21 protein-coding genes are annotated in these 20,349 nt (G+C 46.1%); 17 read left to right on the forward strand and 4 right to left on the reverse strand.

Going from position 1 to position 20,349, the window contains the following annotated elements; translation table 11 throughout:
• The 6 genes from NSS75_RS02650 to NSS75_RS02675 all read left to right on the forward strand — a co-directional run bounded on the left by NSS75_RS02650 (position 1) and on the right by NSS75_RS02675 (position 4,461).
• The gene (locus tag NSS75_RS02650) at positions 1–792 is read left to right on the forward strand and encodes a putative hydro-lyase (protein WP_255004771.1); all 792 of its coding nucleotides are present in this window, start codon (positions 1–3) and stop codon (positions 790–792) included.
• Positions 793–836: 44 nt separating this feature from the next.
• Positions 837–1,559 (forward strand): 5-oxoprolinase subunit PxpB, encoded by a 723-nt coding sequence (gene pxpB / locus NSS75_RS02655; protein ID WP_101860993.1) that lies wholly within the window; start codon positions 837–839, stop codon positions 1,557–1,559.
• A 2-nt stretch (positions 1,560–1,561) separates the two neighbouring features.
• Positions 1,562–2,569: a biotin-dependent carboxyltransferase family protein gene (locus tag NSS75_RS02660; RefSeq protein ID WP_326365721.1), complete on the forward strand. Its 1,008-nt coding sequence runs from the start codon at positions 1,562–1,564 to the stop codon at positions 2,567–2,569.
• 16 nt (positions 2,570–2,585) lie between these two features.
• Positions 2,586–3,338: an IclR family transcriptional regulator gene (locus NSS75_RS02665; RefSeq protein WP_339235770.1), complete on the forward strand. Its 753-nt coding sequence runs from the start codon at positions 2,586–2,588 to the stop codon at positions 3,336–3,338.
• A gap of 63 nt (positions 3,339–3,401) precedes the next feature.
• Positions 3,402–4,043 (forward strand): GDSL-type esterase/lipase family protein, encoded by a 642-nt coding sequence (locus NSS75_RS02670; protein WP_024120248.1) that lies wholly within the window; start codon positions 3,402–3,404, stop codon positions 4,041–4,043.
• A gap of 172 nt (positions 4,044–4,215) precedes the next feature.
• On the forward strand, positions 4,216–4,461 hold the full coding sequence (locus NSS75_RS02675; protein ID WP_010333057.1) for a YczI family protein: 246 nt from the start codon (positions 4,216–4,218) through the stop codon (positions 4,459–4,461).
• Positions 4,462–4,463: 2 nt separating this feature from the next.
• Here the strand turns inward: NSS75_RS02675 and NSS75_RS02680 are convergent, their stop codons facing one another.
• On the reverse strand, positions 4,464–4,754 hold the full coding sequence (locus tag NSS75_RS02680) for an antibiotic biosynthesis monooxygenase (RefSeq protein WP_024120249.1): 291 nt from the start codon (positions 4,752–4,754) through the stop codon (positions 4,464–4,466).
• Between the two features lie 150 nt (positions 4,755–4,904).
• On the opposite strand from NSS75_RS02680, the gene NSS75_RS02685 reads away from it, so the two are divergent.
• The 4 genes from NSS75_RS02685 (at position 4,905) to NSS75_RS02700 (ending at position 11,908) form a co-directional block, all read left to right on the forward strand.
• The gene (locus NSS75_RS02685; RefSeq protein WP_339235775.1) at positions 4,905–6,911 is read left to right on the forward strand and encodes a penicillin-binding transpeptidase domain-containing protein; all 2,007 of its coding nucleotides are present in this window, start codon (positions 4,905–4,907) and stop codon (positions 6,909–6,911) included.
• Between the two features lie 97 nt (positions 6,912–7,008).
• Positions 7,009–7,911, forward strand: a complete 903-nt coding sequence (locus NSS75_RS02690; protein ID WP_095714100.1) for an aldo/keto reductase family oxidoreductase — start codon at positions 7,009–7,011, stop codon at positions 7,909–7,911.
• Positions 7,912–8,101: 190 nt separating this feature from the next.
• On the forward strand, positions 8,102–10,186 hold the full coding sequence (locus NSS75_RS02695) for a transcription antiterminator (protein WP_339235778.1): 2,085 nt from the start codon (positions 8,102–8,104) through the stop codon (positions 10,184–10,186).
• 210 nt (positions 10,187–10,396) lie between these two features.
• The gene (locus tag NSS75_RS02700) at positions 10,397–11,908 is read left to right on the forward strand and encodes a class I adenylate-forming enzyme family protein (protein ID WP_185848272.1); all 1,512 of its coding nucleotides are present in this window, start codon (positions 10,397–10,399) and stop codon (positions 11,906–11,908) included.
• A 16-nt stretch (positions 11,909–11,924) separates the two neighbouring features.
• Here NSS75_RS02700 and NSS75_RS02705 read toward each other — a convergent pair whose 3' ends face one another.
• Complete coding sequence (locus tag NSS75_RS02705) at positions 11,925–12,521, reverse strand: class I SAM-dependent methyltransferase (RefSeq protein ID WP_024120254.1); 597 nt, start codon at positions 12,519–12,521, stop codon at positions 11,925–11,927.
• A 152-nt stretch (positions 12,522–12,673) separates the two neighbouring features.
• On the opposite strand from NSS75_RS02705, the gene NSS75_RS02710 reads away from it, so the two are divergent.
• The 5 genes from NSS75_RS02710 (at position 12,674) to amj (ending at position 16,514) form a co-directional block, all read left to right on the forward strand.
• Positions 12,674–13,534: an SDR family oxidoreductase gene (locus NSS75_RS02710; RefSeq protein ID WP_106022297.1), complete on the forward strand. Its 861-nt coding sequence runs from the start codon at positions 12,674–12,676 to the stop codon at positions 13,532–13,534.
• A gap of 14 nt (positions 13,535–13,548) precedes the next feature.
• Positions 13,549–14,052 (forward strand): D-lyxose ketol-isomerase, encoded by a 504-nt coding sequence (gene lyxE / locus NSS75_RS02715; protein WP_024120256.1) that lies wholly within the window; start codon positions 13,549–13,551, stop codon positions 14,050–14,052.
• Positions 14,053–14,141: 89 nt separating this feature from the next.
• A complete protein-coding gene (locus NSS75_RS02720; RefSeq protein ID WP_024120257.1) occupies positions 14,142–14,693 on the forward strand; it encodes a GNAT family protein in 552 nt (183 codons plus the stop codon).
• A gap of 77 nt (positions 14,694–14,770) precedes the next feature.
• Complete coding sequence (locus tag NSS75_RS02725) at positions 14,771–15,193, forward strand: pyridoxamine 5'-phosphate oxidase family protein (protein ID WP_024120258.1); 423 nt, start codon at positions 14,771–14,773, stop codon at positions 15,191–15,193.
• Between the two features lie 511 nt (positions 15,194–15,704).
• A complete protein-coding gene (amj, locus tag NSS75_RS02730) occupies positions 15,705–16,514 on the forward strand; it encodes a lipid II flippase Amj (RefSeq protein WP_024120260.1) in 810 nt (269 codons plus the stop codon).
• Positions 16,515–16,552: 38 nt separating this feature from the next.
• On the opposite strand, the gene NSS75_RS02735 is transcribed toward amj, so the two are convergent.
• Both NSS75_RS02735 and NSS75_RS02740 read right to left on the reverse strand, forming a co-directional pair.
• The gene (locus NSS75_RS02735; RefSeq protein ID WP_024120261.1) at positions 16,553–16,990 is read right to left on the reverse strand and encodes a carboxymuconolactone decarboxylase family protein; all 438 of its coding nucleotides are present in this window, start codon (positions 16,988–16,990) and stop codon (positions 16,553–16,555) included.
• Positions 16,991–17,114: 124 nt separating this feature from the next.
• Complete coding sequence (locus NSS75_RS02740; RefSeq protein ID WP_010333070.1) at positions 17,115–17,405, reverse strand: DUF3817 domain-containing protein; 291 nt, start codon at positions 17,403–17,405, stop codon at positions 17,115–17,117.
• A gap of 182 nt (positions 17,406–17,587) precedes the next feature.
• Here NSS75_RS02740 and lrpC point away from each other — a divergent pair, with 182 nt between their 5' ends.
• The gene (lrpC, locus tag NSS75_RS02745) at positions 17,588–18,022 is read left to right on the forward strand and encodes a transcriptional regulator LrpC (protein ID WP_010333071.1); all 435 of its coding nucleotides are present in this window, start codon (positions 17,588–17,590) and stop codon (positions 18,020–18,022) included.
• 64 nt (positions 18,023–18,086) lie between these two features.
• On the forward strand, positions 18,087–20,270 hold the full coding sequence (locus NSS75_RS02750; protein ID WP_339235789.1) for a DNA topoisomerase III: 2,184 nt from the start codon (positions 18,087–18,089) through the stop codon (positions 20,268–20,270).
• Positions 20,271–20,349 lie beyond the last annotated feature (79 nt).

Below are 20,349 nucleotides of genomic sequence, written 5' to 3' on the forward strand. Positions count from 1 at the left end.
GTGGATCATTTGAACAAGATGGCGCCAAGAGATGTGCGCGCGCTTATACGAGAGGGGAAAATAAACGGGCCGACCGCCGGAATGTCCGGCGGCTATGCTCAAGCGAACCTTGTGATTTTGAAAAAAGATCTGGCATTTGACTTTCTGCTGTTTTGCCAGCGGAATCCAAAACCCTGTCCGGTGCTGGATGTGACGGAATCCGGTTCGCCTGTGCCGTCGCTTGCAGCGCCAGATGCGGATATCAGAACGGATTTTCCAAAATACCGTGTATACAGGCACGGTGTTTTGACAGATGAGGTATCTGATATTACGCCATACTGGGAGGACGATTTTGTCGGCTTTCTGATCGGATGCAGTTTCTCTTTTGAACAAGCGCTGATCAATCATGGAATACCCGTCAGACATATCGACGAGGGGACGAACGTTCCAATGTACAAAACGAATATAGATTGTGTTCCGGCGGGGCCGTTTCATGGACAGATGGTTGTCAGTATGAGACCGGTTCCTGAACGGCTCGCTGTACGCGCCGCACAGGTAACCTCGCGTTTTCCGGCTGTGCATGGAGGACCGATTCATATCGGCAATCCAAAAGCGATCGGCATACAGGATTTGAGCAATCCAGATTTCGGAGATGCCGTTTCTGTTCGTGAAGGCGAGGTTCCTCTATTTTGGGCATGCGGGGTAACTCCGCAAGCTGTGGCTATGAATGTAAAACCTGAAATGGTCATCACACATGCGCCGGGGCATATGCTCATCACAGATATTCGAGACGAGTCGCTTGCGGTGCTGTAACCTCTCGTCCTCCTGATGAACGAGAAATAAACGAGGTGAGAAAGATGACTGAACGATTACAAATCGAACAGCTCGGTGATTCTGCAATGATGATCCGATTTGGAGAAGAAATTAGCGAGCAAGTAAACGGTCTTGTCCATGCCGCTGCCGCTTATATAGAAGAACAGCCGTTTCCGGGATTCATTGAATGTATCCCGGCTTTTACGAGTCTTACCGTATTTTATGATATGTATGAAGTGTATAAGCATTTGCCTCAAGGCATCAGCTCGCCTTTTGAGAAGGTGAAACGCGATATTCATGAGCGGCTCGGAGAATTAACGGCTGATTATGAAAGCAGCCGTCGCATCGTTGAAATTCCCGTCTGCTATGGCGGTGAATTCGGGCCTGATTTAGAAGAGGTGGCGAAGATCAATCATCTCACACCCGAAGAGGTCATTGAGATTCATACAGGCGGTGAATATGTGGTGTATATGCTGGGCTTTGCACCGGGGTTTCCTTTCTTAGGCGGGATGTCCAAACGCATTGCAGCTCCAAGGAAATCATCGCCAAGACCATCGATTCCCGCCGGTTCAGTCGGAATTGCGGGACTGCAAACAGGCGTTTATCCGATTTCGACACCGGGCGGCTGGCAGCTGATTGGCAAAACGCCGCTGGCTCTATTCCGGCCGCAGGAAAACCCGCCAACGTTATTAAGAGCAGGAGATATTGTTACATTTGTCCGCATCTCAGAGGATGACTATCACGCCTATAAGGAGGAGTCCAATTGAGCATGAAAGTGTTAAAGCCCGGACTGCTCACAACGGTTCAGGATATAGGCAGAACGGGGTATCAAAAATACGGCGTGCTGGCAAGCGGCGCCATGGACACGGTATCGCTTCGAATCGCAAATCTGCTGATCGGAAACAGCGAAAAAGAAGCCGGCCTTGAAATTACGCTGATGGGTCCCGGCCCGTCGCTTTATGTGTCAGAACCAATGCTGATTGCCGTAACAGGAGCGGACTTTACCCTGCGTGTGAATGATGAGGAAGCGCCTCTTTGGAAACCTGTGCTCGTTAAGGGAAACAGCACGGTCACCTTCGGCCCCTGCAAACTCGGCAGCCGCGCTTATTTGGCGACAGCCGGCGGCTTCAATGTACCTGCTGTGATGGAAAGCAAAAGCACGTATGTCAGAGCGGGCATCGGCGGATTTCACGGAAGAGCGCTTCAGAAGGAAGATGAACTGCCGATCGGAGAGATGTCATCTCTTTCGAAAACCATCGTCTCCCGCTTGAGCCAACACCTTGGCCAGCGAGGATTTGCGGCGCCGAACTGGTCAGTCAGCCGATACAGATTTCTGCCGTTAAAAAAGAATCCGGTGATCCGAGTGCTGGAAGGAAAACAATTCTCTTTTTTCACAGAAGAATCGAAAACGCGGTTTTATGAAGAAACGTTTCGTGTCACTCCGCAGTCCGATCGTATGGGCTACAGGCTCAAAGGGGAACCGCTTGAATTGAAGGCGCCGCTTGAGATGGTGTCAGAGGCGGTTACATTTGGGACAGTTCAGGTGCCGCCTGACGGCAATCCGATTATCCTGCTTGCAGACCGGCAGACGACGGGAGGTTATCCGAGGATCGCTCACATCATTTCAGCTGATCTTCCGATTGCCTCGCAAATCATGCCGGGTGAGCACGTCCAATTTGAGCCTGTATCCCTTCAGGAAGCGGAAGCGCTTTTCATTGAACGGGAAGTGCATCTAAAAGAACTGAAAACAAGAATGAAAATGGAATGGCTGACATAACAAAGGGGATGGAATGATGCAGAATAAAAACAAAACCGTAGTGAAATCTATGGCGCTGCTCAATTTGTTTTTGCATGAACCAAGCCTTACTTTAAGCGAACTCGTTTCCCTGTCAGGAATGCCGAAAACCTCTGTTCACCGTATGGTCAGCTCACTGGAAGAAATGGGGTTCATCAATCGAGACCCATCCGGCGTTTATACGCTTGGACTGGTGTTTTTGGAATTCGGACAGCTTGTCGCGGACAGACTCGATATCAGAAAAATAGCCAAGCCTGTGATGGAAGAGCTTTGCCGTGAAGTAGATGAAGCCGTTCATTTGATCATGAGGGACGGAAATGAAGCGATCTACGTGGAGAAGATTGAAGGGACACAAACCGTTCGCCTCTACACTGCAATCGGCCGGCGTTCTCCTCTGTACGCCGGGGCATGTGCCCGGAGCATTTTGTCCTTTCTGCCCCGTGAAGAAATTGAAGCGTACATCAAACAGACAGAGCTCATTCCGATCGGTTCAGGGACCATTACAGATCCGTCAAAGCTTCTTGAGGCCATTGAGGCCTCGGTGCAAAACGGCTATACCGTCAGCTATTCAGAACTCGAAAACTATACGGCCGCTATTGGCGCGCCGATTTTTAACCATCATCACCAGGTGGCGGCCGGCATCAGTATTGCAGGGTTTGAAGCGAGATTTACAGAAGACAGGCTGCCGTACTTAACGGAAAAGGTGAAACAAGCCGCTTTGCAGATTTCCAGAAAAATAGGGTATCCATAAGTAGCCGATCTTTTCTCTGCTGCGTACATTAACGTATCGACGTTCATGAGTGGAGGAAAGATCATGGTGCTTCAGTATACAGCGCTCGGAGATTCTTTAACGACGGGGAGAGGCTCTGGGCTGTTTTCTGCAGGATTTGTCCAGCGCTTCAGAGACATGATGGAAGCCGATCTGAAATCAAAAACAGCCGTATCGGTTTTCGCCAAATCCGGTCTTGATACAGAGGAAATCCTCGGGCTCCTGTCATATCCCTATGTGCAAAAACAAATTCAAGCCGCTGATATGATTACGATCACAGGGTGCGGAAATGATCTCATTGAATCTGTATTATCCTATGAATCTTCTCAGGATGAAACGATTTTCAGCCGTGCGTCCGCGCATTGTCATGAGAATTTTGAAAAGATGATTGCCCAAATCGCCAATATCAAAGGGTCAGATCCATCACCTTACGCCATCCGTGTTTTTAATTTATACAACCCGTTTCCCAGCATTGGCATTGCTGATCAATGGATTACTTCATTTAATTCGCATTTGAAAACGCTGGCAACAGCACCTCATGTTAAAATCGCTGACGTTTACAGTGTCTTTAAAGGGAAAGAGCAGGAATACCTGTCTTTCGACGGTGTCCATCCGAATAGCAGCGGCTATCAGGCAATGGCCGAAGTGCTCCGAGGAATAGGTTATCGAGAATTATCAGTTTCATAGAAAACGCGCCTGATCACTGGCGCGTTTTTTTATATGAATTCAAATATTAAAAGAAACTTAAATTTCCCCGTCTCATGTTCTATATACAAAAAAAGTGCGCTAGAATAATGGAGGGCAAAGGCAAATATAGGAATAACGCTCAATATTTCGTATATAAGGAAGGATGGTCCTTTTGTTTCGCATTTTTAAAATGTCTTTTGCGGTTATCATTATCATACTGGCGCTTATCGCTTTTAACTATACGGAACACACCTCTGTTATCCAATCTGTCATGCTCGTTTTCCTGGGCGCTGTCATGTTTATTCAGGGGCTTGAAGAACGCAAAAAAGAAAACGACAGCTCAGGAGCATTTAACATCTATACTGCCGTTTTCGTTTGGTCTGTTTCTCTCATCGGTTTTACGCTTTATATGATATAAATCTATGATACATCCAGAAAATGCTCAACCGTCGGGAACGGCGTATAGAACCGATGCAGCAAGGCTTTCCACTCTTTGTACTCGGAAGACCCGCGAAAGCCTTCAGTGTGGTCCTCAAGCGTTTCCCACTCTACGAGCAGCAGGTACTTATGTGTTTCTTCCATACATTTTGATAAAGAATGTGTGATATAGCCCTTCATTCCGGCAATGATCGGCGCCGCCAGCCGGAACGCGTCCTCAAATTCTTGTTCAAGCCCCTCTTTAATATGAAGCATAGCTGCTTCTCTGACCATGTGATCCCTTCTTTCCTCTTTTCAAATAGTTTACAGGAAACGAAAGGAGATTTCTGCAAAAACGATGAACCTTTTCCTTCATTTTCAAAAAAATCTTGCACGTACTAATTCATTTAAGAGAAAATAACAAGTGGAAGGCAGGGGAAAGTCATGTGTAAAAAGTGTATTCTACTATTATTTCTATGTATCGGGCTGATCGGATTAATCGGATGCTCCAAAACAGATTCACCAGAGGACCGAATGGAAGCATTCGTAAAACAGTGGAACGATCAGCAATTCGATGACATGTATCAAAGCCTGACCAAAGATGTAAAAAAAGAAATCTCCAAAAAGGATTTCGTCAGCAGATATAAAACCATCTATGAGCAGGCAGGCGTAAAAAATCTGAAAGTCACTGCGGGAAAAGTGGACGAGGATGATAAAGACAATAAAACGATGAAGCACATCCCATACAAAGTCAGCATGGACACAAATGCGGGCAACGTCAGCTTTAAAAATACCGCTGTGCTGAAAAAAGAAAAAACAGATGATGAGGAGTCATGGAATATAGATTGGGACCCATCGTTTATTTTCAAGCAGCTGGCTGATGACAAAACCGTTCAAATCGCCAGCATTGAACCGAAACGCGGCCAAATCTACGATAAAAACGGGAAAGGCTTAGCCGTCAACACAGATGTTCCGGAAATCGGAATTATTCCCGGAGAACTTGGCGATAAAAAAGAGAAAGTCATAAAAGAGCTCGCGAAAAAACTGGATGTAACTGAAGATGACATCAACCAGAAGCTGAAACAAAGCTGGGTCAAAGATGATTCATTCGTGCCGGTCAAAAAAGTAAAACCGGACGAAGAAAAGTTAGTGTCTGAAGTGACGTCATTAAAAGGCGTCACAAGAACAAATGTCAGCTCGCGCTATTATCCGTATGGCGAAAAAACAGCTCATCTGACAGGCTACGTTCGCGCGATTACGGCGGAAGAACTGAAGAAAAAGAAAGACGGAACATACAGCGATACGTCAAACATCGGAATCGCAGGTCTTGAAAATGTGTATGAAGATAAGCTCAGAGGCACAACAGGATGGAAAATCTACGTTCCGCAAACCGGCGAAGTCATCGCTGAAACGAAAGCGAAAGACGGTGAGGATTTACATCTCACAATTGATATCAAAACGCAAACAAAGCTTTATGACGAGCTGAAGGATGACAGCGGGGCGGCAGTCGCACTGCAGCCGCAGACAGGTGAAACACTGGCTCTTGTCAGCGCGCCTTCTTACGATCCAAACGGATTTATCTTCGGATGGAGCGATAAAGAATGGAAAAAACTAAACGAAGACAAAAACAATCCGTTTTCGGCGAAATTCAACAAAACATATGCACCAGGATCCACGATTAAACCGATCGCTGCTGCTATCGGCCTGAAAAACGGCACGCTTAAAGCCGCAGAGAAGAAAACTATCAAAGGGAAACAGTGGCAGAAAGATTCAAGCTGGGGCGGCTATTCTGTTACACGAGTGTCTGACAGCTTAGAGCAAGTGGATTTGGAACATGCCCTGATCACGTCAGACAATATTTACTTTGCGCAAAACGCGCTTGATATGGGAGCGGACACCTTTACAAAAGGCATGAAAACATTTGGGTTTGCAGAGGATATTCCATTTGAATTCCCAGTCCAGCAATCGTCAATCGCAAACGACAAGCTTGACTCAGACATTTTGCTTGCGGATACAGGCTACGGACAGGGACAAATGCAGATGTCTCCGCTTCACCTAGCGGCAGCTTACACGCCATTTGTCGATAATGGAGACCTCGTGAAACCGACGCTTATCAAGAAAGACTCACAAACCGCTGATGTCTGGCACAAACAAGTGCTCACAAAAGAAGGAGCCGCCGATATTACAAAAGGGTTGAAAGGCGTAGTCGAAGATGAGCGCGGGTCAGCGTATCAGCCTGTCGTAAAAGGAATCACTGTGGCTGGAAAAACGGGAACAGCCGAGCTGAAAAAATCAAAGGATGATAAAGACGGCACCGAAAATGGCTGGTTCGTCGGCTATGACTATAAAAACAAAGACCTGCTTGTGGCGATGATGATTCAAAATGTTCAAGATCACGGCGGCAGCCACTACGTAGTCGAAAAAGCAAAAAAGCAATTTCAATCGAAATAAAACCTTTTTAACGGGAGTGAAAGGAAAAAGGGCGTCTGAGGCCGAATGATCTAGTAAGGGGCAAAAACCCGGTTTATAAAGAAAAGAGGGATTTTGCATGCAGCGTATTCATTTGGCGGAGGATCTTCAATTTTCAAGAGTGATACACGGGCTTTGGCGTCTGAATGAATGGAACTATTCAGACGCTGAGCTGCTCAGTCTCATTGAGTGGTGTGTCGATCAAGGCATCACTACCTTTGATCATGCGGATATTTACGGGGGCTACACGTGCGAAAAAGGGTTTGGAAATGCTCTTGCTCTTTCACCCGGATTAAGGGAAAACATAGAGCTGGTCACAAAATGCGGCATCGTTCTTGAATCACCTGAACGCCCTGCTCACAGATCGCACCATTATAATACAAGCAAAACACACATTCTCGCGTCTGTTGAACAGTCGCTTTTGAATCTCAGAACGGATTATATCGATGTGCTGCTGATTCACAGACCGGACCCGCTCATGGACCCGGAAGGAGTAGCTGAGGCGTTTCATGCGCTGAAAAGCTCCGGGAAGGTCAGATATTTCGGTGTGTCGAACTTTAAAGGCCATCAATATCGGATGCTTGAATCGTATCTGCCTGAAAAGCTTGTCACCAATCAGATTGAGCTTTCCGCATATGAATTAGAAAATATTCAGGACGGCACATTGAACCTGTGTCAGGAAAAACGGATTTCTCCGATGGCCTGGTCGCCGCTTGCAGGCGGTAAAGTATTCGCCGGAAACACGGAAAAAGATCGGCGCATTCGCACGGCGCTTGAAACTGTTCAGGCTGAAATCGGTGCTGCCTCATTGGACGAGGTGATGTACGCATGGCTGTTCACGCATCCGGCCGGCATCATGCCGATTGTCGGAAGCGGAAAACGCGAGCGTATTTCCGCCGCGGTAAACGCCTTGGCGTATAAGCTTGATCAGGATCAGTGGTTCCGTATTTATACAGCCGTACAAGGCCACGATATACCATAAAGAAAAAGCATCAGCATAACGGCTGATGCTTTTTCAATATTGTCACACCGCTTAGTGCCAAATTCCCATTTATAAGTGATTGAATTCTGTTTGAAAGCGTTTTATATTAATATAGAAACCCTCTTTTTTTCCTCTTCCTATATCTCCATGCGACTTCATCCGCACATCATTAATGCCTGGAGGCCTTTTTATGTATATGACTGCAAGAGAACAAAAGCTTTTAAAGCATTTATTACTACTGAACCGATATGTAACCGTAACGGAGCTGGCTGAGCTGATGGAAGTGAGCACCAGAACCATTCACAGGGAGCTGAAATCAATCAAGCCGCTGATGGAGACTATGGGGCTTAAGCTCGATAAACAGCCCGGCAAAGGCTTGAAGGCGGTAGGAAATCCCGAAGATAAACAAAAGCTGCTCACCGAGCTGTCACATGAACAGCATGAATACAGCGCCGACGAACGAAAACTGCTGATTCTCTGTTCGCTATTGGAGTCCCAAGAACCGGTGAAGCTGTACACGCTCGCTCATGATCTGCAGGTCACCAATGCTACGGTCAGCTACGATTTAGATGAGCTGGAGAAATGGATTTCTCCGTTCGGGTTAACACTGATCCGAAAAAGAGGCTTTGGCATCCAGCTCATGGGGCCAGAGAACGCGAAACGAAAAATTGTCGGCAATCTGATTGTGAACCGCCTCGATATCCAAATGTTTTTGGAAGCGGTTGAATTAAACATTAAAGGAATAGCCGATTCCTCCGAGAAGATGTTCGGGGTTGTCAGCAAAGGCGAGCTGTTAAAAATGGAGCGGATTTTATTCCAGCTGAAAGAAAAAATCGCATTTTCTCTATCTGACAGCTCCTATATAGCGCTTGTCGTTCATCTGACGTTTGCGATCGAACGCATTAAACTTGGCGAGACGATCAGCATGGAAGAGAGCGAGCTTGATGAACTCAAGAGTGCAAAAGAATACAGCTCCGCTCTGGAAATCGCGGGCGAGCTTGAACGTGCTTTCGGCGTAACGATCCCGGAAGCGGAGGTCGGCTATATTACGATCCATCTGCGAAGCGCCAACCGCAAATACAAAACAGAATACAGAGCGCAGGAAATAGAGCTTGAAACAGCCTTGCAAACAAAACGGCTGATCGCTTTTATTTCAGAAAAAATCAGAATGGATCTGACGAAAAACTACTCTTTATATGAAGGTTTGATTGCCCATTTGGAGCCGGCCATCAGCCGCATGAAAGAAAACATCGACATCTATAATCCAATGAAGGAACAGATCAAGCGTGATTATTTTCTGCTGTATATGGCGATAGAAGAGGGCGTGGAAAAATTCTTCCCGGACATGTCCTTTTCTGATGATGAAATCGCCTTTATCGTTCTTCACTTCGGTTCAGCACTTGAAATCAAAAAAGAAGAAGCAAAAGTGAAAGCGCTTGTTGTCTGCTCAAGCGGAATCGGTTCTTCGAAAATGCTTGCTTCGAGATTGAAGAAAGAGCTGCCTGAAATTGAATCGTTTGATATGTCATCACTGATCGAGCTGAAGGACCGCGACACTCATGCCTATGATATGATTGTGTCCACTGTGCCGATCCCTTATCAAAACATCGACTATATTATGGTCAGCCCGCTTTTAAATGAGGAAGACGCAAACCAGGTAAAGCAGTATATCAAGCGGAAAATCCCGCTCATTCTTGAGAAAAAAAGAAGCCCGAAGGAAGAGACGCGGCAAGCCGACATCCCTGACATGCTGGCAGCGGCGGAAAGCGTGGGACGATACATGGCGGTGATTCAAGACGTCTTGCGCCATTTTTCACTCACTGAAATGAAAACAAAGCCGGATCACGGCATGCTGCTGTTTGAGCTTTTTCAACAGCTGAAAAAGGATGGCCTCATCCGAGATCCGAAAAAAGCGGCGGATTGCCTTGCAGAACGCGAAAAACAAGGGGGATTGGGCATACCGGGTACAAACATGGCGCTTTATCATCTCAAAAATGATCATATCGTCCTGCCTTTTTTCAAAATGTATGACCTCAGCACATCTTTTGAAGTTAATGGCATGGACGGAAATACCCTCGATATGACAAGAATTCTCGTCATGATGGCGCCGGCCACATTATCAGCTGAAGGCTCAGAGATTTTGAGTGCGATCAGCTCTGCCATTATTGAAAGCGGAGAAAGCATGGCGGGCTTTCAGGAGGAAGGGGAACGAGAACTGTATCAGCGTTTAAACCGCATCTTTTTCACATGGATGAAAGAAAAAAACATCCCGTAATCATCTATTTCACACGCCAAAAAAAGGCGTGTGTTTTTGTATGGATGCAGCACAAAATAAAAAAATGCGGGACTATTTTATCATTCTGTAATGGAATAATTCCAAAATGAAATAGTTTTACAAGTTATCTTTTTTGGGTTAAAATGGGTGAGGTAAGGAAGATAATCTAACAAATTATTGAAGATTCAAGAGAATATAGGAGATGACAATATGGAAACATTACAGCATCTGATTCTGCATGACATGCCGAATAGCGAAGAAATAGAAGCTGTAAAAAGCGGAGCCCACACACTGACATATGCAGCATATCACAAACGGATCAATCAGCTGGCGAATGCTCTGCTTCAAAAAGGAATTCAAAAAGGCGACCGTGTGGCATTGCTTTGCAAAAATGGCCACCCCGCATCAACCATTATGTTTGCCGCACTTGAAATCGGGGCCGTTGTAGTGCCCGTCAGCTGGCAGCTGAAACCATACGAGATGACAGGCATTTTAAAAGCAAGTGAACCGAAAGCATTGTTTTACGGAACGGAATTTAAAGAGATAATGGATGAAGTGCTGCCTGAGCTGTCTTCTGTGCGTTTGATCATGGAAACAGGAACAGCGTATGAGACGTCTCCAGTGTTTGAAGCGCTTTTTGCAGGACCTGATCATTTGCCGGAAGCAGAAACAGTTTCTCCGGATGATACAGCGCTTCTGATGTTTACGTCAGGGACAACAGGAAATCCGAAAAGATGCATGATCACCCATGGCGGTATATACAATTACGTATCAAAGTCAAATAGCTCAAGCGCACGAATGAAAAATCTGCGTTTTCTTGCGTGCCACCCGATTTATCATACAAGCGCGCTTATTTGTATCATGCTTGGAACGTTTGCGGGAACCACGTTTATTTTTACAAAGGATCAAGATCCCGTTTGTATGCTGAAGGTCATTGAAGAAGAAAAAATTCAAACCATTATGGCCCTTCCTGTGTTTTACACATATTTGCTTGAGGCGTGGGAAGAACATCAAACCGATCTGTCCTCGCTCATCATTTTGATGACAGGCGGAACAAAAGTGCCTAGCAGCCTGATTCAGCGGTATCTTGATATCGGCATCCAGCTCGCTCACGGTTACGGAAGCACAGAAGCTTGGGGAATCAGCACATGGGTTCCTGAAATGGGAATGGATAAAGCGGCCTCTGCCGGTAAACCCGTTGCTGATGTTCAAGTCAAGGTAGAAGATCCTGAGACGAGAGAAGAGCTGCCGCAAGGTGAAATCGGAGAAATCGTGGTGCACAGCCCATTCTTATTTAAAGGCTATGAGGAAAACCCTGAAGCGACAGCAAAAGTGCTGCAAAACGGCTGGTTCAGAACCGGAGATTCAGGCTACGTGGATGAGGACGGCTTTATCTTCATCACCGGACGCTACAAGGATGTCATTATTTACGGAGGCGACAATGTCTATCCTGATCAGGTTGAAGAAGTCATCCAGCAGATCCCGGGCATCCTTGAAACAGCAGTGGTCGGGATACCAGACCCGCTGTACGGAGAAAAACCAAAAGCCTTTATCGTCACTAACGGCACTCAGGAAATAACAGAAGCGGATGTCATTGCATTCTGTAAAGAACGCTTGTCCGCTTACAAAATTCCTGAAATCGAATTCGTAAAGGAACTTCCGAAAAATAATCTCGGCAAAGTGAAAAAAGATGTCTTGCGCAAGCAAGCCGTACATTCATAAAAGAAAAGCCCGTCATTTATGTGACGGGCTTTTTTGCGGTTGCACAGACTGAAAGCTCAGGTTTAATGTCTTTATATTGGATATCAATGTCTTTGAAGCCTGCCGCTTTCAGGTCAGCGAGCATCTGTTTACCGAACGATTCAGTTTTCTCGGGACCGGCATCTGCTTCCCGGGGCTGCATCGTAATGGCTGCTTTGCCGCCAGGTTTTAATGCTTGAAAAATCTGTTTGATGCCTTCTTGCTGGTCTTTCCAAATCGTGTAGTTGTTAACGGAAATGACTTTATCGTAATACGCGGCGGGGAGGGGGAACGTTTCAATGCTGCCCTGTATCAGGCGAACACGGTCTGTTTTTAATCTGTGTGCAGCCAGCTTCAGCATAGCCTCTGATACATCAATCCCATGGATATGCACACTCTTTTCGCGTTTCAGCATCTGCTTCATGCAGTATCCTGGTCCAAAACCGACTTCTAGAATGCGGTCTCCGCGTGTTAATCCAAGCTGATCTATTGTCCACTGATTCAGTGTTTTATTTTCAGCAGCCATGATGTATCCGGCAAGTATGCCGAACATCCCCTTCGGTCTGCTGAATTTTTTAGAAAGCATGTTAATCATTCAGCAACCTCCTTTTCACATCATTTTCCTCCTTGCGTTTCATGTGAAACATTTTTCTGATAAAGCATTCCGAAGGTGCTCATCCATGTTTACCCAGAGAATGCACGAGGTACACAACAAATAGACATGAAAAACAAAGGAGGAGAATCATCATGGCAAACTATCCAAAAGAACTGCCGGCACAAACCCAAAATCGCCAGCCGGGAATCGAAAGCGAAATGAACCCAAGTCCGGTATATGAGTACGAGCATTATAAAGGTGCGGATAAACTAAAAGGAAAAGTCGCACTCATTACAGGCGGTGACAGCGGAATCGGACGTGCGGTATCTGTCGCTTACGCAAAGGAAGGCGCTGACATCGCCATTGTATATAAGGATGAGCACGGAGATGCTGAAGATACCAAAAAACGCGTGGAACAAGAGGGCGTGAAATGTCTCTTAATCTCCGGAGATGTGGGCGAAGAGGAGTTCTGTAATGAAGCGGTTGAAAAAACAGTCAATGAACTCGGCCGTCTGGATATCCTTGTGAACAATGCCGGTGAGCAGCATCCGAAGGAAAGCATCAAAGATATTTCAAGCGAACAGCTTCACCGCACATTCAAAACAAACTTTTATTCACAATTTTATTTGACTAAAAAAGCAATTGATTATATGAAACCAGGCAGCGCGATCATCAATACGACTTCCATTAACCCTTATCGCGGTAATCCGACGCTGATTGATTATACGGCAACGAAAGGCGCGATCAATGCCTTTACAAGAACAATGGCGCAGGCACTTGTCAAAGACGGCATCCGTGTAAATGCGGTAGCGCCGGGACCAATCTGGACACCGTTAATTCCGTCTACATTCTCAGAAGATACAGTCGCTCAATTTGGGCAAAATACGCCGATGGGCCGTCCGGGTCAGCCTGTTGAGCATGTCGGCTGCTATGTGCTGCTGGCATCAGATGAATCATCCTATATGACAGGACAAACGCTGCATGTAAATGGCGGAGACTTTGTGACGACGTAAGAGGGAGTGAGGAAATGAGCATCACGAAAGAAGAAGTAAACAGCTACTATCAAAAAGCCGGTATTGTCTTAACGGATGATGAAGTAGAACAAATTCAGCTCATGGACTACGGCTTGGGAAAAGAACGAAAATCCGGGCTCCAGCTCTTTGTCTATGTGAATACAGACCGTTATTGTTCAAAGGAACTGGTGCTGTTTCCGGGACAGACTTGCCCGGAGCATCGCCATCCGCCGGTTGACGGGCAGGAAGGCAAGCAGGAGACCTTCCGCTGCCGCTACGGAAAAGTGTATCTTTATGTTGAAGGAGAAAAAACGCAGCTTCCAAAGGTTCTTCCTCCTCAAGAGGATAGAGAATACTATACAGTCTGGCATGAGATCGAGCTTGAACCCGGCGGGCAATATACAATTCCGCCGAACACGAAGCATTGGTTCCAGGCCGGGGAGGAAGGCGCAGTCGTAACGGAAATGTCTTCGACTAGCACAGACAAACACGATATCTTTACCGACCCTAGAATTTAAGGATGAGGCTTAAAAAGCCCATCCTTTTTTATATTGAAAAAAACGGAAACACCGTTATAATGGGTAAAAAAGGAAAGAGGGCGAGGGAGATGTTCACCTGCAGTGTAAACGAGCACATTACCATCCGGTTATTAGAGCCAAAGGATGCGGATCGGCTGGCAGCGATTATTCATGAGAACCAACAGCGAATCAGTGAATGGCTATTCTGGGCTGAAAATCCAAGTGATGCCGAAACGTACAGGGAAACCCTCATTCCCGATTGGCGGCGTCAGTATGCTGACATGAACGGAATCGAAGCGGGGATTCTGTATGACGGCAGCTTGTGCGGTATGATTGGCCTGCATAACCTTGACCAAGTGAATAAAAAAGCGGAGATTGGCTATTGGATTGACGGGGAATACGAAGGAAAAGGCATTATTACTGCCGCCTGCCGGGCACTCATCACATATGCTTTTCAGGATCTGAAATTGAATCGGGTTGCCATCTGCGCGGCTGTCGGAAATCACAAAAGCAGAGCGATCCCGGAGCGTCTCGGCTTTCAAGAGGAAAGAACAGCAAGGGAAGGCATATTCATTAAAGGCAAGTTCCACGACCTCGTCTATTACAGTTTGTTAAAGCGTGAATGGGAAGCAGAAAAATAAAGAGCGCATTTTCTTGTTTAAATCGTTCCCGGATGTGGAAAAGTAACAGCGGAGACGTTAAAAAGGAGTGATTCGAGATGAATCAGCAAGATATTAAACAAAAAGTGCTTGATGTTCTAGATCACCATAAAGTAGGTTCGCTCGCAACGGTTCAAAAGGGCAAACCTCATTCCCGCTACATGACTTTCTTCCATGACGGGCTGACGATTTATACACCGACAAGCAAAGAAACTCATAAAGCTGAAGAAATTGAGAATAACCCTAATGTGCACATTTTATTAGGTTATGATTGTGAAGGCTTTGGCGATGCGTATGTCGAAGTCACAGGAAAAGCAAAAATAAACAATTCATCAGAATTGAAAGACAAAATCTGGAGTTCTAAATTGGAGCGCTGGTTCGACGGCAAGGATGACCCGAATCTGGTGATTCTTGAAATCGAACCGGAAGATATCAGGCTAATGAATGCGGGAGAGAAAACACCAGTCTCACTCGAATTATAATAAAAGTTTGTATTTGCAGGGGCGATATGTTATCATGAATAGCTAAGCAAGAAAAATAAGCAAATAAAAAAGAAAGTAAACTTCTTTTTTCTGTTTTGAGAGAGAAGCTTTTACCGCTTCACAAGCAGCAAACCAGCTGCCCTTATTCTTTTCCTTCATAACAAATCGCCCCTAACGATGAGATGGAAAAAAGACTTTTTTGTTTTACAATTCACACCGGCGCGGCTTCGGAGCCGCAGTGACGATTGAGAGGTAGGGCTTTCGTTGTCTTGTGTTCAAGAAATTTCCATGGTGTTTACTTTCCAGAATGATTCTTCGGAACAATGCTACATGAATCGAACCCGCCCGAATCGGCGGATAATATAATCTTTATTTGCGTATAGAAAAGAATAAGACAAACCGCTCGGCGTAAGCCGGCGGTTTTTTATTGTGAAAAAAACAAATCACACATGAAACTTCTCGTTGTTTCCTTCAGTCTTATCACTAGGATGAAACTGGAGGAAAGAATACTGTGCATGTCATTACAACACAAGTCGTTTTTATTTTCTGTTTTTTGTTATTGATTCACTCAATAGAGACCCTTGCCTATGCCACAAGGCTTTCAGGGGCCCGGGTAGGGTTTATCGCATCCGCGCTTTCCTTATTTAATGTCATGGTAATCGTGTCAAGAATGTCGAACATGGTGCAGCAGCCCTTCACGGGGCGCTTAATTGACGATGCCGGAAAAAACGCGCTGGCGCTCGTAGGCGAGCAATTCCGGTTCCTGATCTTTGGCTCGACGGTTGGGACTATTGTGGGCATTATCCTGCTCCCGTCGTTTGTCGCCCTGTTTTCACGTGCGATCATCCACTTGGCGGGCGGGGGCGGCTCCGTTTTACAAGTTTTTCGGAAAGGATTTTCTAAGAATGGATTTAAAAATGCCTGCTCCTATTTGCGTCTGCCGTCTGCTTCGTATTTGAAGGGATTTCACATGCGCTTGATTCCAAAACGGCTGTTTGTCATCAACATGCTGATTACGTCCATTTATACAATTGGCGTGCTCTCCGCATTGTACGCAGGGCTGCTAGCACCCGAGCGAAGCACGACGGCGGTTATGGCATCAGGCTTAATCAACGGGATTGCGACGATGCTGCTGGCCATTTTTGTTGACCCGAAAGTGTCAGTTCTTGCCGATGATGTGGCAAAAGGAAAACGAAGCTACGTTTATTTGAAATGGACCTCTGTGACAATGGTGACGTCAAGGGTGGCGGGCACGCTTCTTGCCCAGCTTATGTTTATCCCTGGCGCATATTATATCGCGTGGCTGACAAAATGGTTTTGATAGCGAAAAGCTGACCTGGTAAAAGGTCAGCTTTTTATTTATTCGGCGATGTTGCCCATAGAGATGGCGATTCGGTTCCAGCTGTTAATCTGATTAATGATGAGGATGAGATCAACATATTCTTTTTCATTATAAAATTTACGCACCTCCTGATAAACATCATCAGGCATACGCTTGTTAGAAATAAAAGTGACATGCTCCGTCAGCAATAATGCTGCTTTTTCTTCAGGTGTATAAAAACTGCACTCTTCCCAAGCGTTTAATCCGTAAATGCGCTGTTCGGTTTCTCCCATTTTTCGGGCATCTTTCGTATGAATGTTAATGCAGTAGGCGCAGCCGTTCAATTGTGATGCTCTTATTTTCATTAGCTCTCTTGTTGTCCGGTTAATGCCTGATGTTTTCGTGTATGCCTCCATATTCATCATGATATGTAACCCATCAGGTGCTATTTGGTCGTAGGGAATCCTCTTCGTCATCATTCCATCTCCTTTCACTGCTGTATCATTATTACATGATGATTGGGTTAAAAAAGAAAACAGCCTGAAGCAGATCCAAGCTGTTTTTCTTAACAGTGCGGCGCACAACATGCCGCTTTATCGTTTATTTAAAGTTTCTTAATCCGCGGTCGTACAGAAAGTTTCCGAATGGGACGAATGCGGCGACGAAACCGGCGGCTGACCATTTCAGCGACCATTTCACAGAGAACGTCACATAGGCCAACACAAGCAAATACAAAATAAACAATCCGCCGTGAACAGAACCGACAATTGTTACCGCAAGCGAAAGGCCTGCCCAATATTTGAGCGGCATGGCGACGAAAAGCAGGATTAAGAGTGACATTCCTTCAATAAAACCCATCGTGCGAAGTCTTCCGATCGGCGTTTGCAGCATAAATCGCCCTCCTTGTGGACACGTTTTCATCTATACTATAAACAATCCGGCGGGCACATATGACAAGTTTGAGAAAATGTTCGGAAAACATTCATATTTAAAAAATCTATCTTGGGCCTCAGTCTTGTCATTTACACAAATTCCCGAGATAATGTGAACAAAAATAAAAGAAGGATTTTGATATGAAACTTGACCAAATTGATTTGAATATCATTGCGGAACTGAAAAAAGACAGCCGTTTGTCCATGAGGGAGTTAGGAAGGAAAATTAAGCTGTCCCCGCCATCGGTCACCGAACGGGTGAGACAGCTGGAATCGTTTGGCATCATTAAGCAATATACGCTGGAGGTTGATCAGAAAAAACTTGGCCTTCCGGTTTCCTGTATTGTCGAGGCAACCGTCAAAAACGGGGATTACGATCGATTCAAAAGCTACATTCAAACGCTGCCGAATATTGAATTTTGCTACCGGATTGCGGGAGCGGCCTGCTATATACTGAAAATCAACGCGGAGAGCCTTGAAGCAGTAGAAGCTTTCATCAACAAAACAACGCCTTACGCCCAAACCGTCACTCACGTCATTTTCTCAGAAATTGACACGAAAAACGGGCGCGGTTAGAGAGTGCTTGTTCAAGTCTGTTATAATAAAAGGATGAGCGTGAAAGAAAGAGAAGTGATCAAGCATGTCAAAAACAGTTGTATTAGCTGAAAAACCTTCAGTCGGCCGCGATTTGGCCCGAGTGCTGAAGTGCCATAAAAAAGGGAACGGTTATCTCGAAGGAGATCAATATATTGTCACATGGGCTTTAGGCCATTTGGTGACACTTGCTGATCCGGAAGGCTACGGAAAAGAATTTCAATCATGGCGGCTTGAGGATCTGCCGATTATCCCCGAACCGCTAAAGCTTGTTGTTATCAAAAAAACCGGAAAGCAGTTCAATGCGGTGAAAGCGCAGCTTACCCGCAAAGATGTCAATCAGATCGTCATCGCCACTGATGCCGGCCGGGAAGGTGAGCTCGTCGCACGCTGGATCATTGAAAAAGCGAACGTCCGCAAACCGATCAAACGGCTGTGGATTTCATCTGTAACGGACAAAGCGATCAAGGAAGGTTTTCAAAAGCTGCGCAGCGGCAAAGAGTATGAAAATCTGTACCACTCAGCCGTTGCCAGAGCAGAAGCGGATTGGATTGTCGGCATTAACGCGACCCGTGCGCTCACCACAAAATTCAATGCCCAGCTTTCATGCGGACGTGTGCAGACGCCGACGCTAGCCATGATTGCCAAGCGCGAAGCGGACATCCAAGCCTTTAAGCCTGTTCCGTATTACGGCATTCGCGCAGCAGTCGATGGAATGACGCTGACGTGGCAGGACAAAAAATCGAAGCAGACGAGAACATTCGATCAAGGCGTGACAAGCCGTTTGCTAAAAGAACTTGATGGAAAACAGGCGGTGGTCGCTGAACTGAAAAAAACAGCGAAAAAAAGCTTTGCTCCTGCGCTTTACGACTTGACGGAACTCCAGCGGGACGCCCACAAACGCTTCGGATTTTCCGCCAAAGAAACGCTCTCAGTTCTGCAGAAGCTGTATGAGCAGCACAAGCTTGTCACATATCCGCGGACAGACTCACGGTTTTTATCCAGTGACATTGTCCCAACCTTAAAAGACCGGCTGGAGGGCATGGAAGTGAAACCGTATGCCCAATATGTCACTCAAATTAAAAAGCGCGGCATCAAATCGCACAAAGGCTACGTCAATGATGCTAAGGTGTCAGACCACCATGCGATTATCCCGACTGAAGAGCCGCTTGTTCTCAGCAGTCTCAGCGATAAAGAACGCAAGCTGTATGACCTGATTGCCAAACGTTTCTTGGCTGTGCTGATGCCGGCTTTCGAATATGAAGAAACAAAGGTCATGGCAGAAATCGGCGGAGAAACCTTTACGGCGAAGGGAAAAACCGTACAGTTACAAGGCTGGAAAGCTGTTTATGATATGGCTGACGAGGATGACGAGCAGGAGGACGACAGAGATCAGACGCTGCCGGCTCTGCAAAAAGGCGCCTCGCTCACTGTTCGCACATTAACTGAAACAAGCGGCCAAACCAAACCGCCGGCCCGTTTTAATGAAGGGACGCTGCTGTCAGCTATGGAGAACCCAAGCGCCTTTATGCAGGGAGAAGAAAAAGGCCTTGTCAAAACGCTTGGCGAAACAGGCGGTCTCGGCACGGTTGCAACGCGTGCCGATATTATCGAAAAACTGTTCAACAGCTTTTTAATTGAGAAAAAAGACAAAGACATTTTTATCACCTCAAAAGGAAAACAGCTCCTGCAGCTCGTTCCTGAGGATTTGAAATCACCTGCCTTAACGGCAGAGTGGGAACAAAAGCTGTCCGCCATTGCGGCCGGAAAATTAAAATCCGCTGTCTTTATTAAAGACATGAAGGCTTATGCTAAGCAAACGGTAACAGAAATCAAAAACAGCAGCCAAACCTTCAGACATGATAACATCACGGGAACGGCATGTCCGGAGTGTGGCAAAATGATGCTGAAGGTCAACGGCAAGCGCGGCACCATGCTCGTGTGCCAAGACCGGGAATGCGGAAGCAGAAAAACGATCGCCAGAAAAACAAACGCGCGCTGCCCGAACTGCCATAAAAGAATGGAGCTTCGCGGCCAAGGAGAAGGCCAGACCTTCGCGTGTGTTTGCGGGCACCGTGAGAAGCTTTCTGTATTTGAAAAACGGAAAAACAAAGACAAAGGGCGCGCTACAAAGCGGGACGTCTCTTCTTATATGAAAAAACAAAATAAAGACGAACCGATTAACAATGCGCTGGCGGAACAGCTGAAGAAACTCGGTTTGGATCAATAAAAAGAAACCTGTGCGATTCGCACAGGTTTTTTATTGGACTTAGGTCCTGTTTTTTGAAAGTTCAAAAAGGGAAAAAAAA

Origin of the sequence: Bacillus sp. FSL K6-1012 (genome assembly GCF_037964915.1) — a bacterium.
Taxonomy (GTDB): Bacteria; Bacillota; Bacilli; order Bacillales; family Bacillaceae; genus Bacillus; species Bacillus halotolerans.

Excerpts from the sequence above, each read along its gene's own strand:
- pxpB (WP_101860993.1), top strand. The coding sequence starts at position 837 with ATGACTGAACGATTACAAATCGAACAGCTCGGTGATTCTGCAATGATG.
- NSS75_RS02660 (WP_326365721.1), top strand. The coding sequence starts at position 1,562 with ATGAAAGTGTTAAAGCCCGGACTGCTCACAACGGTTCAGGATATAGGC.
- NSS75_RS02665 (WP_339235770.1), top strand. The coding sequence starts at position 2,586 with ATGCAGAATAAAAACAAAACCGTAGTGAAATCTATGGCGCTGCTCAAT.
- NSS75_RS02670 (WP_024120248.1), top strand. The coding sequence starts at position 3,402 with ATGGTGCTTCAGTATACAGCGCTCGGAGATTCTTTAACGACGGGGAGA.
- NSS75_RS02680 (WP_024120249.1), bottom strand. The coding sequence starts at position 4,754 with ATGGTCAGAGAAGCAGCTATGCTTCATATTAAAGAGGGGCTTGAACAA.
- NSS75_RS02685 (WP_339235775.1), top strand. The coding sequence starts at position 4,905 with ATGTGTAAAAAGTGTATTCTACTATTATTTCTATGTATCGGGCTGATC.
- NSS75_RS02690 (WP_095714100.1), top strand. The coding sequence starts at position 7,009 with ATGCAGCGTATTCATTTGGCGGAGGATCTTCAATTTTCAAGAGTGATA.
- NSS75_RS02695 (WP_339235778.1), top strand. The coding sequence starts at position 8,102 with ATGTATATGACTGCAAGAGAACAAAAGCTTTTAAAGCATTTATTACTA.
- NSS75_RS02700 (WP_185848272.1), top strand. The coding sequence starts at position 10,397 with ATGGAAACATTACAGCATCTGATTCTGCATGACATGCCGAATAGCGAA.
- NSS75_RS02705 (WP_024120254.1), bottom strand. The coding sequence starts at position 12,521 with ATGATTAACATGCTTTCTAAAAAATTCAGCAGACCGAAGGGGATGTTC.
- NSS75_RS02710 (WP_106022297.1), top strand. The coding sequence starts at position 12,674 with ATGGCAAACTATCCAAAAGAACTGCCGGCACAAACCCAAAATCGCCAG.
- lyxE (WP_024120256.1), top strand. The coding sequence starts at position 13,549 with ATGAGCATCACGAAAGAAGAAGTAAACAGCTACTATCAAAAAGCCGGT.
- NSS75_RS02720 (WP_024120257.1), top strand. The coding sequence starts at position 14,142 with ATGTTCACCTGCAGTGTAAACGAGCACATTACCATCCGGTTATTAGAG.
- NSS75_RS02725 (WP_024120258.1), top strand. The coding sequence starts at position 14,771 with ATGAATCAGCAAGATATTAAACAAAAAGTGCTTGATGTTCTAGATCAC.
- NSS75_RS02735 (WP_024120261.1), bottom strand. The coding sequence starts at position 16,990 with ATGACGAAGAGGATTCCCTACGACCAAATAGCACCTGATGGGTTACAT.
- NSS75_RS02740 (WP_010333070.1), bottom strand. The coding sequence starts at position 17,405 with ATGCTGCAAACGCCGATCGGAAGACTTCGCACGATGGGTTTTATTGAA.
- lrpC (WP_010333071.1), top strand. The coding sequence starts at position 17,588 with ATGAAACTTGACCAAATTGATTTGAATATCATTGCGGAACTGAAAAAA.
- NSS75_RS02750 (WP_339235789.1), top strand. The coding sequence starts at position 18,087 with ATGTCAAAAACAGTTGTATTAGCTGAAAAACCTTCAGTCGGCCGCGAT.